We start from the raw sequence: 15,689 nt of genomic DNA, 5'->3' as shown, positions 1-15,689 counted from the left end.
CCCTACGGTTGAAATGACAAATTCTTTTTCAGTACAGGAAAGTGCTCTAAGTCCATGGCTACCCTAACTCGAATGGTCACTGACAATAACCCAACGGTTTTTCATTTTTCGCCAAAGTAGGGTAAAATACCCCTCGGCATCCCCGACTTGGGGGCGGGTCAAATGATACCGGCCAATAACGTAGGCCGTGTTGGGCGTCAGTAAATCCAGTTCCAGAATGTCGAATTTCAGCGTTCCCATCGAAGCCCGGTCGGGGTAGCGTTTTTTGTAGTTGGCCAGGGTAGCCTGATAGCCATAGGTGATACCTACCTTCCCCACAAAAGTCAGTGAATCCGAGGGCCAGTACCCGTTCATAAACCGGTCTACCCGTCCGGCATTCCAGTCGGTGGTCTGGCGTTCGAGGATTTGCAGGATAGCGCGTCGCTCTTTGGCTGTTTGTGCTTTTTCTGCTTCAATGGTCCGCTGCCCTACCCCTGGCAGACAGATTGAAACGAGTAGTAAAGCTGTAAGGAGATAGTTCATAGCCAACTTTTTTTACTAAACTAAGTGAATCCTTCGGTAGTTGAACGGATGGTATGCGTTTCTGGTTTACCGACGTTTGTCGCCAACAAAATTTGATAGCCTGAATAACTATGCGATTAGCTGATAAAGTGGCAATTATTACCGGAGCTGCCCGTGGAATTGGCCAGAAAGCCGCCGAAGTCTTTTGTCGGGAAGGTGCTATAGTCATCATCTGGGATGTACTGGCCGAAGGGGAAACCACCGCACAGCAGTTGCGGGAGCAGGGGTTCCGGTGCGAGTTCAACCCCGTAAGTACCACCGATGTGGCAACCATCGAAACCACGGCGCAAGCTGTACACGACCGCTACGGACGAATTGACATTTTAATCAATAACGCAGGCATCACCCGCGACAAAAGCCTGCTAAAAATGTCTTTCGAGGAATGGCAACAGGTTATCGATGTCAATTTGACCGGGGTATTCAACTGCACAAAAATCATTGCTCCCTACATGGTGGCGCAGAAACAAGGACGTATTATCTGTACATCGTCCATCAATGGGGTACACGGCGCCTTTGGGCAGACTAACTATGCTGCGGCTAAAGCCGGGATTATTGGCATGGTCCGTTCGTGGGCTAAGGAACTGGGGCCCAAAGGCATTACGGCCAACGCCGTAGCACCCGGCTTTATTCAAACAGCCATGACCGATGCGATGCCCGACGAAGTTCGTAATCACGCCATTGCCACTATACCCGCCCGGCGCATCGGTCAGCCGGAAGACATTGCCCATGCGTATCTGTTTCTGGCTTCTGACGAAGCGTCGTTCGTGAACGGACACGTTTTATCAGTGAATGGTGGTCAGGCGTTATAGGGCACATGGCGGTTGACAAAACCATGAACTATAGGCCGTAAACCATAAACGGCCGAACCGTGCGTACCTTTACGGGAGCATTCATCGTAGGCGGTGCCTTATGAACAAGATTCAGAAATTTTATAATGAGTACAAGCCCTACATCTTTTCGGATGGCTGGTACTACGTCTTTATTGTTGTTTTTATTCTGCTGTTATTTATTTTCTTTTCCTAAGTGGCTACCCGTTCGGCTGTTCTGGCCATCATCAACCCGCTTTCCGGCACTACGTCTGTCGAGCAAAAAAAACTGCTTCAGGATGCGTTCGTGCGCCGGGCCAATGCGCTTGATTTCTCGCCCGATGTGGTAATGACCACCCACCCCGGCCACGCTACCGAATTAGCAGCGAGGGCCGTTGAGCAGGGCGTGAGCCGCGTACTGGCCATTGGGGGCGATGGAACCATCAACGAAACGGCGCAGGCTCTACGACGGTCGGCTACGGCGTTGGGTATTGTTCCCATTGGCTCAGGCAATGGGCTGGCCCGCCATCTGGGTATTTCACTAAACCCCCTCAAAGCCATCGAATGTGCCCTGTCGGGGCGACCTGTTGTTATCGACAGTGGTGAAATAAGCGGGCACCCCTTCTTCTGCACTGCCGGACTGGGTTTCGAAGCGTTTGTGGCCCATGCGTTTGCCAGGGAGCCTGTGCGTGGTCTGCCAACCTATATCCGTGCTGCTTTTCGGGCCTTCTGGGCTTACGAGCCGCCCGTATTTACCCTCGATGGTGAACGGAGACAACTATTCTCCCTCACTTTCGCTAATGCCGGGCAGTTTGGCAACAACGCCTGGATGGCTCCTCAGGCTAATATTGCCGATGGTAAACTGGAGCAGTGCGAAATCAGACCATTCCCGGCACAGGCAGCCGGGATGATTACCTGGCGACTGTTCAATAAAACCCTGAATCAATCTCCCTACTGGCAAGGGCATGCCATCATGAAAGCAACCGTGCAAACCAACGAGCCGCTGCTTATCCATGCCGACGGCGAGCCACTCACGTTATCCTCCGGCCGGGCCGATGTGCGGATACTTCCGGGGAGCTTACTGGTGCTTTTATAAAAAGTAGGTTTCTCTGCTAGTCTTACCAGCCCCCGGCCTGTTTGGCTACTACTTTGGGGCTGGAGGTATAATCCTACAAAACTGCCCGGAACTGATTACGTCTGCTCAAGGCATAAACACGTTGCGAACTACCCAACAGAAAAGGCTCCCGTTATTAACGCCCTCCTCAGGGTCAGTATCCAGCAGTCGTGAGGGCCGGGCTTTTGCAAAAACGGCACATCAAAAGCCCTTTGAGCTGTCTGACGAATATCGATCAAGACTAATTCGCTACCCACCCAGTAATCGCTTTTTATATACTTGTTCACTAAAATGAAAAGATGACTCCTTTGATATTTTATTAGTACAGTTATTTGACGCTTAAATCCAGGATTATACCATTGCATACCGGTCATGGTTACCCGCTCTTTATCTGCAAAGCTGGATGAGCCTTGAAAAAAATATAAGTTATGTAGCCTGATCATTAGTAAGCTACAATTAGGCATACTTTTTGGAATCCTCCTGTTTGGTTACTTTTTACAGTAAAAAGAATACATTTTATTATCCTAATTTAGCATTAATAAATACCGTTAAATAAACAGAAAAATTTTTTCTAATTTTTTCCAGTTTGGTGGATAATTTTTTTCAGTTAACTTTTCACAGATAGTAGTAACATAAGAATGAAGAAAAACTTCGTTAGGACGTTTCGTACCAGCCGAATAAATCACAAAAATCAATAAGTTATTTGAGCAAATTTTATGTCAATCTATAATGATAGATTCGTTATCTGATACAACGATAGTATAATATGTATATTTTTAATTAACAATTTTCACCTTTTGAATACTTACAAATAAAGAAATTCAGTAGGTCACACAAAAATCGTTATTTAGTTGTGCGTCAATAACACCCTACCAACTCTAACAGATTGATTACGAGTCCATAAGAGACTGCAAAGGCCAATAAGTAAAATAATAGACTATATAGTAACAAAATGTTTAACAATCAACTTATGCTACTGTAATCTGGTTGCTCACTGGCTCTATTTTTACTAAAAAAAGGCACGGATTTCGCTGATAGTTGTATTATTCCTATTATTTAATCAATTGACGAACATGTTTATCACATTTGCCCAGTACAGTATTCTGATGGCTTCACAGCATCGGGGCACGTACAATCAATTAACGAAGAGGACAACGTTTGACCACCTGATGGTCAACTATTACACGATGGGGCTATTGAATATTGGCCTGATTAGCGCGAGCGATAAAGATGGTACCGAATCGACCTACTACCAATTAACCGACGAAGGAGCAATTTCCATTCGGGAATACGAACAGGCTAATCCAGAACTGGTTATTAAGTCTATGTATTAGTTTCTCTTATTCAACGCCACCCATCCATTTTTTCAGGGGCCTGGCGAAGAGTAGCATGATGATGCCAGCACCTAAGCCAAAGTAGGCTACACTTTGGAAAAGAGCAGGCATTTGCTGTACGTTTTCTTCATCAAACCCACCGGCAAACAAGCCGGCAATTAAGTTTCCCAGCGAGGTGCCTACAAACCAGATACCCATCAACTGGCTTGCGAAGCGTTTTGGTGCCAGTTTGGTAAATGAACTCAGCCCCACCGGACTTAGGAATAACTCGCCCAGCGTGAAGAATAAGTACGTGAACGTCAGGTAGAGAGCCGATGTACGGGTACCAGTCAGGGCTAGTCTAGCAGCAAAAACCATAACGACGTAAGCTAGACCAAGTAAAATAAGGCCAGTGGCTAATTTAGCGGGCACCGAAAAATTCAGTTTTCGGTTCGCCAGAAAAATCCATAGCGAAGCCAGTACGGGCGAAAACAGGAGAATAAAAGCCGGGTTGAAATTCTGAAACCAACTCGATGGCATTTCCCAGCCAAAGAAGTTCAGGTCGGTGTAACGGTCGGCAAAAATCTGTAGAGATGAGCCTTGCTGTTCATTACCTGCCCAGAACAAAGCAGCCGCCAGAAAAAAAACGAACAGGACAGCGACCCTCTTTTTTTCAACAGTTGTTAATCCTCCACCCAACAGGATATACGCAAAATAACCGATGGCCACCAGCGCAATGATAATACCCATCGCTTTAGCCAGCCCCTGAGCCGTTGTCATATCAATGACGCTGGTTAGTTGCAGCACCGTCAGGATTATCACCAATCCAGCCAGAAAAGCAATCATTGGCGTGTTGCTGCCGGGCACCTTATCATTCGTAGACTCCGCTTTAACGGGTATATTTCCGTACTGGCCCAAATGCCGTTGCCCTAAAAGTCTAAAGGTAATCAGCCCCAGGCCCATGCCAACCGCAGCGGCTCCAAACCCGTAATGCCAGCCTACTTTCTGACCCAGATAGCCAACAATGGTAATACCCAGAAAGGAGCCCAGGTTAATACCCATGTAAAAAATGGAAAAAGCGGCATCCCGACGCGCCCCGCCTTCCGGGTACAATTCGCCGACGATTGTGCTGATATTCGGTTTTAACAGACCCGTTCCGAGGGCTACTACGCAGAGACCCAGGTAAAATAGAGTGGTTCCCGCCGGAAAGGCCAATATAATGTGCCCCACCATGATGATGATACCGCCGTACCAGATGGATTTTCGCTGTCCCAGTAGGTTATCGGCAATCCAGCCACCGGGCAGCGAAAGCAGGTAAACAGAGGCCGTGTAAATCCCGTAAATGGCCGCTCCCTCCGTTTCGTTCAGCCCCATCCCCCCCCGAACGTTGTCGATCAGGAACAGCAGCAGAATGGCCCGCATCCCGTAATAACTGAACCGTTCCCACATCTCGGTAAAAAACAAGACGTAGAGACCGGTTGGGTGGCCTGTTTTGGCACTGGGCTTTTCAATAGCAGCTTCCATAAAGTTAGGTTAAGCAGGTAGTTTGTTGACGGGTAGCGTGATATAAACGAATAAAGTAGTGGTAAATATACCGGCAACATCCCAAAGCCACAAGGTTCGTTCATTGGGGAACCGGGTTGAATACCCGCAACTCACTGAAAGTAGTAGAACTGTTTATAGCCTAAAGCGATAAATTTAAACGGGCTCTGTTTGTAGCTTTGGAAAACCCACAATACTTATTGTTTATTTGCCGATTATACGTCTGTTACTGTACTTACCCATTACAAATGCTGCTTCCGTTCGATTTCCAGAAAGACCCGTACCTTTTTCTTGACTTTTCGGCCGGTAATCCTGACCTGGCTACGCTCAACTTAACTGATACGGCTGTTTTCACGGAGTATGTATTTGGCCAGTTGAAGACCGCCGGCGCAAAGATGGGCGTAGGAGGCTACAACGAGCACCGAACGATTTACCGCCGGAGCAAACACTTTAATTCAGACGAAGCACCCCGGCAGATTCACCTCGGTATCGATTTTTGGGCGGAAGCCGGAACGCCCGTTTTTGCCCCATTGGAAGGCGTAGTCCATAGTTTTCAGGACAACGCAAACTTTGGTGACTATGGACCAACCATTATTCTGGAACATGAGCGGAACGGCAAACCGCTTTACAGTCTCTACGGCCACCTGACCCGCCAGTCGCTGGAAGGGTTGCGCCCGGGAAAAAAAATAAGCGCAGGAGAAAAAATAGCCGAAATCGGCCCCTACCCCGAAAACGGCGACTGGCCTCCGCACCTTCATTTTCAACTCATGACGGATATGCTCGGCCTGAAGGGAGATTTTCCCGGTGTCTGCTCCCTTGCCGACCGGGAACGGTTTCTGGCCATTTGCCCCAACCCAAATGAATTGCTGGATATTCCGGGACTACGCCAACCCGCATGAGCGACGCGCGTTTTCCAGGTCCGGACAGGCATGAGGAAAGTTGATGGTTATTATCCTCTTCTGGCCTGTTTTCGGTTTATTTTGCTTCAACAAAATCACAGAAAGCATTGAGCTACCCAAGTCAACGAACTAACGTACTACCCGTAATCAACCGTTATGGCCGTATTGCCTGTGTTCGTGATTACCCATTCTGGAAGGCCTGCATAATGGCCCTGTTAATCTGGGCATTGTTCCTGCTGTTGCCTTCCTGTGCCAGTCAGAAAAGTCTTGTAAACCCGGCCAGAATAGCCTGGATTCATGGCTCAGCCGACTGCCAGCGTAACCAGGACCCTCCTATTCAAGTGGTTCAACTTAACCCGAGCACCTGGATTTTACGGCAGAATAAGTGCGTTAACTACGAAGCCCCTTTCCTATTCCTGTTTCTGGGTGATAAAAAAGCGTTGTTAATGGATACGGGCGCTACGGCGGATTCCACCCAGTTTCCGTTGTACCAGACCGTTCGGAAACTAGTCGGCCAGTGGGAACAGGCCAAAGGCCGTAACGTAGAATTGCTTGTTGCGCATACCCACGCCCACGGAGACCATATTGCGGCTGATAGTCAGTTCATCAACAAGCCTAAAACCACTGTTGTCGGAAAAGCAGTAGCTGATGTTGCCTCTTTTTTCAACATTCAAACCTGGCCGACTACCACGGGCGCCATTGATTTAGGCAACAGACTGATTGATGTCATCCCCATTCCCGGTCATGATAAATCCTCCATTGCCCTGTATGACTATCAAACTAAGCTTTTACTATCGGGCGACAGTGTTTATCCCGGCCGTTTATACATTCGGGACTGGCAAGCGTATACGTTGAGTATGCAGCGATTAACTGATTTTGCAAACACTCATCCCGTATCTTATCTTTTGGGCAATCATATAGAAATGACAAAAACGCCCGGACTGGACTATGCCACGGGCACAACTTTCCAGCCCGATGAGCAAGTACTTCCCTTGCAAACGAAGGATCTCAACTTATTGAATAAAACCTTAAAAAACATAGGCAACATACCTCGTCGGGTTGTTTTAGACAGGTTTATTATCACTCCACTGAAGCCAAACTAGACTTCAGCTATCAGTCTAATCAGCCGATCTTTATCCAGCTTTGTGGCCTGGGCTGGCAAGAAACGGTTCTCGGCGAATAGTTAGAGATGGTTGAACTATGGCGGTATCGATTAGGGAAGGACAACGAGCTTACCGGCTGCCTGATTATGCTCCATAATATGGTGTGCCTCCACAATCCGATCTAGGGTGAACGTTTGACTCAGGGCCAGTTTCACCTGCCCCGCTTCTACCTGATGGACGAAGTCCTGAAAAACGGCCGTCGGACTCGTAACCTGACCACTGTCGTAGGTGGTGAGCCGGACCGTAGCGGGGATAAATTCCATCGGAGCAAAATCGGGGATCGTCCAGCTCTCGGCCAGCATACCACTCATGCAGCCGGTGCCGCCGGGTTTAAGGCAACTCAGTGAGTCGTGCAGGGTAGAGGTGCCTACTAATTCCAGCACCTTATCGACTCCCTGCGGGAAAATAGCCCGCACTTGCTCAGGTAGCTTGCCGGTATCAATCAGCACGTGTGTGGCACCATTGTCCCGTAATGCCCGCTCTTTAGCCGGGTTGCGCGTAGTAGCCAGCACGGTTAGGCCCGCCAGACTGGCCAATTGACCCGCTAACATCCCAACCGACGATGTGCCTCCGCGGATCAACAGCGTTTCGCCGGACTGAATACCCAGCGCCGGGTGCAGAGAGCCATAGGCGGTTTGAAACATTTCCGGTATTGCTCCCAGCGTTTCCCAGGGAAGGGCACTCTGGAAAGGATGCAACAGGCTTTTGGGCAATACCGTGTACTCGGCGTAGCTACCGTCGAAGTCCCGGCCCATGCCGCCCATTAACGCCATAACCGGCTGACCTTTGGGGTACTCGCCAGACGGATCATTTTCTACTTCACCCACGCACTCAATGCCGAGCACGCGTGGGAACTGAACGTTGGGCGAGTAGCCTTTACGGGTCATTAGTTCGGATCGGTTCAGGCCAAACGCTTTTACCCTAACTAACACTTGACTTTTGTTAGGGGTAGGAATCGGGCGGTCCTCCAGCACAAATGACTCAGGAGAACCGGGCTCATAGATAACGGCAGCTTTCATCAGCACATACGGGTCAATGCGTTAAGAAGGGAAACAAATGGTCTGGTATAAAGTACGGATTGCCATCTGGGCAGTTGATACGTTCAGTAATGTGGGCTAACCCATCAGACTACTTTGTCAGGAAGTCGACAACGGCTTTTGCAAATTCGGGGGTGCGCATAGCCCCGCCATGGTCGCCCGGAACGATAACCAGTTTAGCGCCGGGTATAGCATCTACCAGGGCTTTGGGTTCGCCATTATCTGTATCTTTATCGCCGTTGACTACCAGCACGGGCACGGTTATTTTTGCCAGTTCCTCCGGCGTGGTAACGGGTTGAAATTCCTGCATTCGGGCCAGGGCAACGGTATCGGCTCCCGATTTTTTGGCGTAGTCAACCGCTGACTGGAGTTCGGGATGGCTGCCCGGTTTAGTGAGGGCTTCGTGGAAGTTTTTGCGCCGATACCAGTTCGGGTCCGAAAAGTCGAGGCCCATCCCCCCCATCACGGCTTTGTGTATCTGCTTGTCCATCGTCAGCAGTTTGGCGGTCAGGATGGCCCCACGGGAATAACCCACTACGTCATACGTGTCTACACCCAGGAACTTCATGAGCGACATCACATCCTTCAACTCCGCATTACGCTCATAGGCTTCGGCGGTGTGCGGTTTATCGGACAGGCCATTTCCCCGTAAATCGAGCGTAATAACCTTGAAACCAGCATCGGCCAGTGCCTGACGGACGGGCGCGCGTTTCCAGCTCTCGCTATTGGAAATAAAGCCATGCAGCAACACGACCGGTTTACCCTCCCCTAAAATATCGTAATGAATCCGGGTCCCGTCGAATGAGATAAATAAAGGGGCGCGGGCGGGTTGCGCACTCGCACAGAAGGTAAGCAGCAGACCGACCTGTAGCAGAATTGTGTTTATTAATCGAGACATATAATAGAGATATACCACAAAAGAACGGCGATTTACTCAAAGATGTACTTGAATTTAATTGTTGTTTTGTGGAGCGCCCTGGTTGTCAATAACTGCCTGTGCTGAGTGTTCAGGATTATCCTACAGCTTTAATGATGCAGTTAGCGGAACGGGGTTTTAATGGGTGGTAGTGCCAGAGCGCCAGTATCAGCTTTAAATTGTAGTGCAACTTTTTGTCCATACGAATCGAATTCTGACTAAAAATTTAGACCAGTCAAAAACAATATCGACTCCTATCCTGTTAAGCGGGTGTAATTTCAATTCCATATTTTTTTGTACAACTCAACGAAAAAAACACAAAATGATGAAAACTCACGTTTCGCTACTGGCAGTCTGTCTGCTGGGTACTGGTCTGGCAACTGCCCAGACCACCACAAACACATCGTCAACTACTACGACGAGTGCTACATACGGCACAACGCCAACCACCACTGCTGACAGTTCTAATGCATCGGGTAGGTCCAACAGCAACGCTACAATGGGTACCGGCACAACAAACAGCTCGGGTACTACAACGAACAGCATGGCTTCGCCATCGTACGGCACGACCACGACCACCACCACTACGAGTAACAACACCCCTACTACCACAGGTGATGTTAACATGGGCAAATCCAATGATAAGGCTCTGGGCGATAAAGACGGGAAATTCGGTGTTTATGCCGGGGTGAACTTCTCGCGCTTCGTCAACGAACCCATTCCTGATGGCGCATTCCGGGCAGGGTATCAGATTGGCGTTTACGGACGGTCGGCCGGTACCATCTTTGGTCAGATAGGCTTAGAGTACCGTACATCTACCTCGAATTTAGTACGGAACGGCACTGGTCAACCTACGCAGCCAGCTGGTCAGATACGGGGTCAGATCGACCAGCAATTCATAGCCATCCCTGCCTACGTCGGTGTACGTGTTGGTAGTGCCCTTGGTCTGCGCTTACAGGCAGGTGCCGAGTTGTCAACATTAATACGTCATCCAAACAATCAGTTTGGCATTAACGATGATGATATTCGCCGGACTATCCTGGGCGGCTTGCTTGGTGCGGGTATCAACCTTGGGCCACTAACGCTCGATGCGGTGTATAACATTGGTTTACAGAACGTATTTGAAGGCGCTGATACCAAGCGTCGCCTTATCGCGGTAAACCTCGGCTTCCGTTTCTAATTTTTTTGACGAATAAAACAGGCCACCTTCCAACGAAGGTGGCCTGTTTTATTATAAGCGTCCCGTAAGCGAAGCAACCCGCGTTTCCACCACACGGCATTACAACCCAGCCGACCGGCAGGGAACGCAGACACGTTAAGTTGCTAAAAAGCGTCTTCACTGATTAGAAAAGTATACGCTACTTTACAGTCGACAAGCCAAGTCTAACCTTTCACTGGTTTACCGAGTTATCAACGGTAAACCTAACAGCTACTACGATGACAACACGCCAGGATGATTTGCTGCTACCCGACACCAGCCGAATTGGTTCGAGGATGAGTCGGATTAGTCCCGACATTTTTCGGAATCAGGATTCCTCCCCTTCAACCGACGGTGACGAGGAAGAGTCCGCGGAAACGGAGGAGAATGTATTCAGTGATAAACCAATTGATGAAGAGGGTGAGCCAACCAGCGAGCCTACCTATTAGAACGATAACTACGCAACAAGCAGTCATGTGACCCGGTTGGGATGCGTGTAGATGTAAACTCTTATCCATAAAAAATATGAATACGGCTAGCAACAAGAATTACGACCCTGCCAATGATGATAACCAGGGTGTAGTTCAACTGATGGCTCAGGCTGAAGTAGCGACGCCGGGCGTTTCGCAGGTTGAGCGCATGAATCCAGTAACGGCGCAAGGGCCGGAGCCAATCAAGGAAGAAGTGAATGACGAAGAGAGGGACGGAGTAAATGACGATGTCCTTGCGGAGGGAGCCGTAGAAGAGAGCGAAGCTGACGAGAAAAATGTCCAATAATCAACTGGCACAATTGGTGATTCGTATCGGACTGGGCATCAACATGCTCATGCACGGTCTGGTGCGCATTCCCAAACTAAACGCTTTTGTCGCCAAAACAGGGGCTGGTTTCGCCAACACACTCCTGCCGCCACTCCTGACAAAAGCATTTTTGTTCACTCTTCCGTTTATCGAACTGGCCATTGGTGTCCTTATTCTGGTCGGTGGTCAGTTTGGCAAGTGGGGCTATCTGCTGGGTGGCGTACTTATGAGTCTTCTCCTGTTCGGTACAACCCTGAAAGAAGACTGGTCTGGTGCTGGTAACCAACTGATTTATGTCGTTGCGTTTTACCTCGCGCTACGCGGGCTGGATTCGCCGGGAAGAAGTCGTTTCCGGTAGGTATTGGCCGACTCTCAACCAGTTCAAAGACCTTACTACAACCGCCTATCATTAATTGACAAATAAGTTCGTGACGGGGTTTTACCAGATAGCAGCATGGGCCAGAGCCATGCTATCCGGTAAAACCTCATTTGTTACTACGCAGGGGTAATCCGGCCGACGTTGCCCGAAACAACGGAAACTTTACGATATTTGTCCAATATGGCAGGAACGTACCCATCCCTTAACTTGTTAAAAATAGAGCGGCATGGCGTAAAAAAGCCAGCTACTTAACCGAGACTATGAGCAAGGACGCTGACATTTTAGAAAGCATAACTAACTCCGAATATAAATACGGATTCGAGACCATCATTGAAGCCGATGAGGCTCCAGTGGGTTTGGATGAAAGTACCATTCGTTTTATTTCTGCCAAGAAAAACGAACCCGACTGGCTGCTGGAAAACCGCCTGAAAGCCTTCCGTATGTGGCAGGAAATGACCGAACCCCATTGGCCCAACGTTAGTTACCCCAAAATTGATTATCAGGCCATCAAATACTATTCGGCTCCAAAGCAGAAAAAGACGGTTAACTCACTCGATGAAATTGACCCCGAACTAATCGATACGTTTAACCGGCTTGGTATTTCGCTCAGCGAACAGAAACGGCTGACCGGCGTGGTAGACAACCTGGACGATGAGCCACGACCCGGCGAGCGGCCCCGCGTGGCAGTCGACGCTGTTATGGATTCTGTTTCGGTAGCTACCACCTTCAAGAAAGATCTGGCCGAACGCGGCATTATTTTCTGTTCCATTACGGAGGCCGTTCACGAGCATCCGGAACTGGTCAAGAAGTATTTAGGCTCCGTTGTACCGGCAAAAGACAACTACTTTGCGGCTCTGAACGCGGCTGTGTTTACTGATGGCTCGTTCTGCTATATTCCGAAAGGCGTCCGTTGCCCCATGGAACTCTCTACCTATTTCCGCATCAACGCGGCTGGTACCGGTCAGTTTGAACGGACACTGATTGTGGCCGACGAAGGGTCGTACGTGAGTTATCTGGAAGGTTGTACTGCCCCCATGCGGGACGAAAATCAACTCCATGCGGCTGTAGTAGAACTGATTGCCATGGCCGACGCCGAAATCAAATACTCGACGGTACAGAACTGGTATCCGGGCGACAAGGACGGCAAGGGCGGTATTTATAACTTCGTAACCAAGCGGGGTATCTGCGAAGGGGCGAATGCCAAAATATCGTGGACGCAGGTAGAAACCGGCTCTGCCATTACCTGGAAATACCCGTCAGTCATTTTGAAAGGGGATAACTCCATCGGTGAGTTTTATTCGGTGGCCGTTACCAACAACATGCAGCAGGCCGATACAGGCACCAAAATGGTCCACATCGGTAAAAATACGAAGAGCCGGATTGTATCGAAAGGAATATCGGCGGGCAAAAGCCAGAACTCGTATCGTGGGTTGGTGCAGGTGATGAAACGGGCCGAAAACGCCCGTAACCACTCCCAGTGCGATTCACTTTTGCTGGGTGACAAATGCGGAGCGCACACCTTCCCGTATCTGGAGGTGAGTAACCCATCGGCTACGGTAGAGCACGAAGCAACGACATCGAAAATTGGCGAAGATCAGTTGTTTTACTGTAACCAGCGCGGTATTCCAATGGAGCAGGCTGTAGCCCTTATCATCAACGGGTATGCCAAAGAGGTACTGAAGCAGCTTCCCATGGAATTTGCCGTAGAAGCGCAGAAACTCCTGGCCATTAGTCTGGAAGGTAGTGTCGGGTAATAGACAGAATTTTCTTCTTAGAGTAAAGCCCCGGTAAGAGATGCCGGGGCTTTTTTAGCGAGTTTTCTGTTGAAGCGAGACAAGAGAAACGAATGACATCTGCCGAAAAAGTACAAAAGCGCAGGAAATAGCTTGTGCCGGAAAGATTTCGGTTGTAAAGCAGAGAAACTTTCACAAAAAGAGTATTCCGGCATGCACATCTAAAACAGGAACTGAAGCCAAGTAGAACCAGAAGAAAAATTAGTCCAAAAAAAATAGAGAGAGTAACCTGCTGTCAGTCTCGTGTACGATTTTACCTACCTTTAAGCCTCTGCGAACAGAGGCTTTTATTTTTTCACCTACCCATGAATAACCGTGGGATATAGTTAAAAACATTCCCCCTTACCCTTTTATCAAAAACCTGAATACAAGTTTATGAAACTCTTTCGCTTCGGCCCGCCCGACCACGAACGTCCTGGCGTCGTACTACCCACCACCGGCAAACACATTGACGTGACCCATTTTGGGGAAGATTATGACGAGTCTTTCTTTGCAGCCAACGGCCCCGACCGGCTGGCCCACTGGCTGGAATCCCACGCGCATACCTGTCCCGAAATTGCTCCCGACCAACGGTTTGGCCCGTGCATCAAACGGCCATCCAAGATTGTCTGCGTTGGTCTGAACTACGCCAAACATGCGGCTGAAACAAATGCCCCCAGCCCAACAGAACCTATTTTGTTCTTCAAAGCAACTACAGCGCTTTGCGGGCCGGATGATAACGTGGTTATCCCGAAACGCTCCGAAAAAACCGACTGGGAGGTGGAACTGGCTATTATCATTGGCAAGCGGGCCAGTTACGTTGAACTGGACGACGCCTTTGATTACATAGCCGGTTATGCCGTGCATAACGATTATAGTGAACGGGCGTGGCAGATTGAGCGAGGTGGGCAGTGGGTGAAAGGAAAAAGTGCCGATACCTTCGCACCCCTGGGCCCGTACCTGGTGACGAAAGATGAGGTAGAAAACCCCAACGCGTTGAACCTTTGTCTCAGCATCAATGGTGAAGAGTTGCAGAACTCCAACACCGACGATATGATCTTTAATGTCCCGACGCTGGTTAGCTACATCAGTCAGTTTATGACGCTGTTGCCCGGCGATGTTATTTCGACGGGTACACCGGCTGGTGTGGGGCTGGGACTAAAACCGCAACGTTACCTAAAGCCCGGCGACGTGGTTGAATTGTATATCGAGGGATTAGGTAAGCAAAAACAAACAGCCGTTAGTTATCAGTAATTGAGTGCTAGATTGATTGACCAGGCTGATGTGTCAAATTAAGCAACTGTTCACGCCAGCCTGGTCAATCATTCTAGCACTCAATCAGCCAACATTATTATGACCATTGACGCTCACCAGCATTTCTGGCATTTTGACCCAGTCCGGGACAATTGGATTACGGACGATATGGTCAGTATCCAGCGCGATTTTCTGCCTGCCGACCTGGAGCCGGTGCTGGCTCAGAATGGCATTGATGGGTGTGTGGCCGTTCAGGCTTCACAGTCCGAGGAAGAAACGAAATTTCTGGTCAACCTGGCCCAAACATACGACATCGTAAAAGGGGTAGTTGGCTGGGTCGATTTGCAGTCAGAAACAGTAGCGGAGCGGCTGGAATACTTTTCGCAGTACAAAGCCATCAAAGGGTACCGGCACGTAGCGCAGGCCGAACCCGACGATTTCCTAAACCGTCCGGCGGTAGTACGGGGTATCCGTCAGTTAGCCCATTTCGGCCTGACGTACGACATTCTGATTTACCCCAGCCAACTCAAAGCGGCACTGCATCTGGTACGCGCCGTGCCGGAAGTCAACTTCGTAATTGACCATCTGGCTAAGCCCTACATAACGAAACGTGAAATCAATCGCTGGTCGAATTTTATGGCAGAAATGGCTAAAAACGCGAACGTTTCGTGTAAACTATCGGGGATGGTGACGGAAGGCGACTCGCAGAACTGGAGCAAAAAAGACTTTTTCCCGTATCTGGATGTAGCCTTCGAACACTTTGGCCCCGACCGGCTGCTGTTCGGTTCCGACTGGCCGGTTTGCCTGGTAGCGGCTGATTACACACAGGTAAAAACGCTGGTCGATGATTATCTGTCGCCCTGGAGTGACGACGTTAGGGCGAAGGTATTTGGAGAAAACGCGGCATCCTTTTACCAATTGGGTATCTAGTCGTCAA

17 protein-coding genes are annotated in these 15,689 nt (G+C 49.3%); 12 read left to right on the top strand and 5 right to left on the bottom strand.

The window, feature by feature from the left end:
• Window positions 1–63: 63 nt before the first annotated feature.
• Window positions 64–522 carry a YybH family protein gene (locus B156_RS0113185; protein ID WP_018620196.1) on the bottom strand — a complete coding sequence of 153 codons (459 nt, stop codon included), beginning with the start codon at window positions 520–522 and terminating at the stop codon, window positions 64–66.
• Between the two features lie 110 nt (window positions 523–632).
• On the opposite strand from B156_RS0113185, the gene B156_RS0113180 reads away from it, so the two are divergent.
• From B156_RS0113180 to B156_RS0113155, 3 genes are all read left to right on the top strand, one after another.
• The gene (locus tag B156_RS0113180; RefSeq protein ID WP_018620195.1) at window positions 633–1,370 is read left to right on the top strand and encodes a beta-ketoacyl-ACP reductase; all 738 of its coding nucleotides are present in this window, start codon (window positions 633–635) and stop codon (window positions 1,368–1,370) included.
• A 214-nt stretch (window positions 1,371–1,584) separates the two neighbouring features.
• A complete protein-coding gene (locus B156_RS0113170) occupies window positions 1,585–2,463 on the top strand; it encodes a diacylglycerol/lipid kinase family protein (RefSeq protein WP_018620193.1) in 879 nt (292 codons plus the stop codon).
• Window positions 2,464–3,554: 1,091 nt separating this feature from the next.
• A complete protein-coding gene (locus tag B156_RS0113155) occupies window positions 3,555–3,815 on the top strand; it encodes a hypothetical protein (protein ID WP_018620190.1) in 261 nt (86 codons plus the stop codon).
• Window positions 3,816–3,821: 6 nt separating this feature from the next.
• Here B156_RS0113155 and B156_RS0113150 read toward each other — a convergent pair whose 3' ends face one another.
• Window positions 3,822–5,318 (bottom strand): peptide MFS transporter, encoded by a 1,497-nt coding sequence (locus B156_RS0113150; protein WP_018620189.1) that lies wholly within the window; start codon window positions 5,316–5,318, stop codon window positions 3,822–3,824.
• Between the two features lie 266 nt (window positions 5,319–5,584).
• On the opposite strand from B156_RS0113150, the gene B156_RS0113145 reads away from it, so the two are divergent.
• Together B156_RS0113145 and B156_RS0113140 are read left to right on the top strand one after the other, a co-directional pair.
• Window positions 5,585–6,235 carry a peptidoglycan DD-metalloendopeptidase family protein gene (locus tag B156_RS0113145; RefSeq protein ID WP_018620188.1) on the top strand — a complete coding sequence of 217 codons (651 nt, stop codon included), beginning with the start codon at window positions 5,585–5,587 and terminating at the stop codon, window positions 6,233–6,235.
• Between the two features lie 107 nt (window positions 6,236–6,342).
• Window positions 6,343–7,338, top strand: a complete 996-nt coding sequence (locus B156_RS0113140; RefSeq protein WP_157627030.1) for an MBL fold metallo-hydrolase — start codon at window positions 6,343–6,345, stop codon at window positions 7,336–7,338.
• A 110-nt stretch (window positions 7,339–7,448) separates the two neighbouring features.
• Here B156_RS0113140 and B156_RS0113135 read toward each other — a convergent pair whose 3' ends face one another.
• The 3 genes from B156_RS0113135 to B156_RS32165 form a co-directional block, all read right to left on the bottom strand.
• Window positions 7,449–8,417, bottom strand: coding sequence for a zinc-binding alcohol dehydrogenase family protein (locus tag B156_RS0113135; protein WP_018620186.1), 969 nt, complete (start codon window positions 8,415–8,417; stop codon window positions 7,449–7,451).
• Window positions 8,418–8,526: 109 nt separating this feature from the next.
• The gene (locus B156_RS0113130; protein ID WP_018620185.1) at window positions 8,527–9,333 is read right to left on the bottom strand and encodes an alpha/beta fold hydrolase; all 807 of its coding nucleotides are present in this window, start codon (window positions 9,331–9,333) and stop codon (window positions 8,527–8,529) included.
• Window positions 9,334–9,684: 351 nt separating this feature from the next.
• A complete protein-coding gene (locus B156_RS32165; protein ID WP_018620184.1) occupies window positions 9,685–9,978 on the bottom strand; it encodes a hypothetical protein in 294 nt (97 codons plus the stop codon).
• Here B156_RS32165 and B156_RS32160 point away from each other — a divergent pair.
• The 7 genes from B156_RS32160 to B156_RS0113095 all read left to right on the top strand — a co-directional run bounded on the left by B156_RS32160 (window position 9,977) and on the right by B156_RS0113095 (window position 15,682).
• Window positions 9,977–10,531, top strand: coding sequence for an outer membrane beta-barrel protein (locus tag B156_RS32160; RefSeq protein ID WP_018620183.1), 555 nt, complete (start codon window positions 9,977–9,979; stop codon window positions 10,529–10,531). The two genes, B156_RS32165 and B156_RS32160, sit on opposite strands and share 2 nt — an antisense overlap.
• A gap of 257 nt (window positions 10,532–10,788) precedes the next feature.
• Entirely contained in the window at window positions 10,789–10,998 is a 210-nt protein-coding gene (locus B156_RS29165; protein WP_018620182.1) for a hypothetical protein, read from the top strand.
• A 76-nt stretch (window positions 10,999–11,074) separates the two neighbouring features.
• On the top strand, window positions 11,075–11,326 hold the full coding sequence (locus B156_RS0113115) for a hypothetical protein (protein WP_018620181.1): 252 nt from the start codon (window positions 11,075–11,077) through the stop codon (window positions 11,324–11,326).
• Window positions 11,316–11,705: a hypothetical protein gene (locus B156_RS0113110; RefSeq protein ID WP_018620180.1), complete on the top strand. Its 390-nt coding sequence runs from the start codon at window positions 11,316–11,318 to the stop codon at window positions 11,703–11,705. Before B156_RS0113115 ends, B156_RS0113110 begins: the two co-directional genes overlap by 11 nt.
• 281 nt (window positions 11,706–11,986) lie before the next feature.
• Window positions 11,987–13,480, top strand: a complete 1,494-nt coding sequence (gene sufB / locus B156_RS0113105; protein ID WP_018620179.1) for a Fe-S cluster assembly protein SufB — start codon at window positions 11,987–11,989, stop codon at window positions 13,478–13,480.
• A gap of 414 nt (window positions 13,481–13,894) precedes the next feature.
• Window positions 13,895–14,752 carry a fumarylacetoacetate hydrolase family protein gene (locus tag B156_RS0113100; protein ID WP_018620178.1) on the top strand — a complete coding sequence of 286 codons (858 nt, stop codon included), beginning with the start codon at window positions 13,895–13,897 and terminating at the stop codon, window positions 14,750–14,752.
• 99 nt (window positions 14,753–14,851) lie between these two features.
• A complete protein-coding gene (locus B156_RS0113095; protein ID WP_018620177.1) occupies window positions 14,852–15,682 on the top strand; it encodes an amidohydrolase family protein in 831 nt (276 codons plus the stop codon).
• Window positions 15,683–15,689: the final 7 nt, after the last annotated feature.

This window comes from Spirosoma luteum DSM 19990 (assembly GCF_000374065.1).
GTDB lineage: Bacteria > Bacteroidota > Bacteroidia > Cytophagales > Spirosomataceae > Spirosoma > Spirosoma luteum.
The sequence above is the reverse complement of the archived record's forward strand: the minus strand, read 5'-3'. Positions and strand labels throughout refer to the sequence as shown.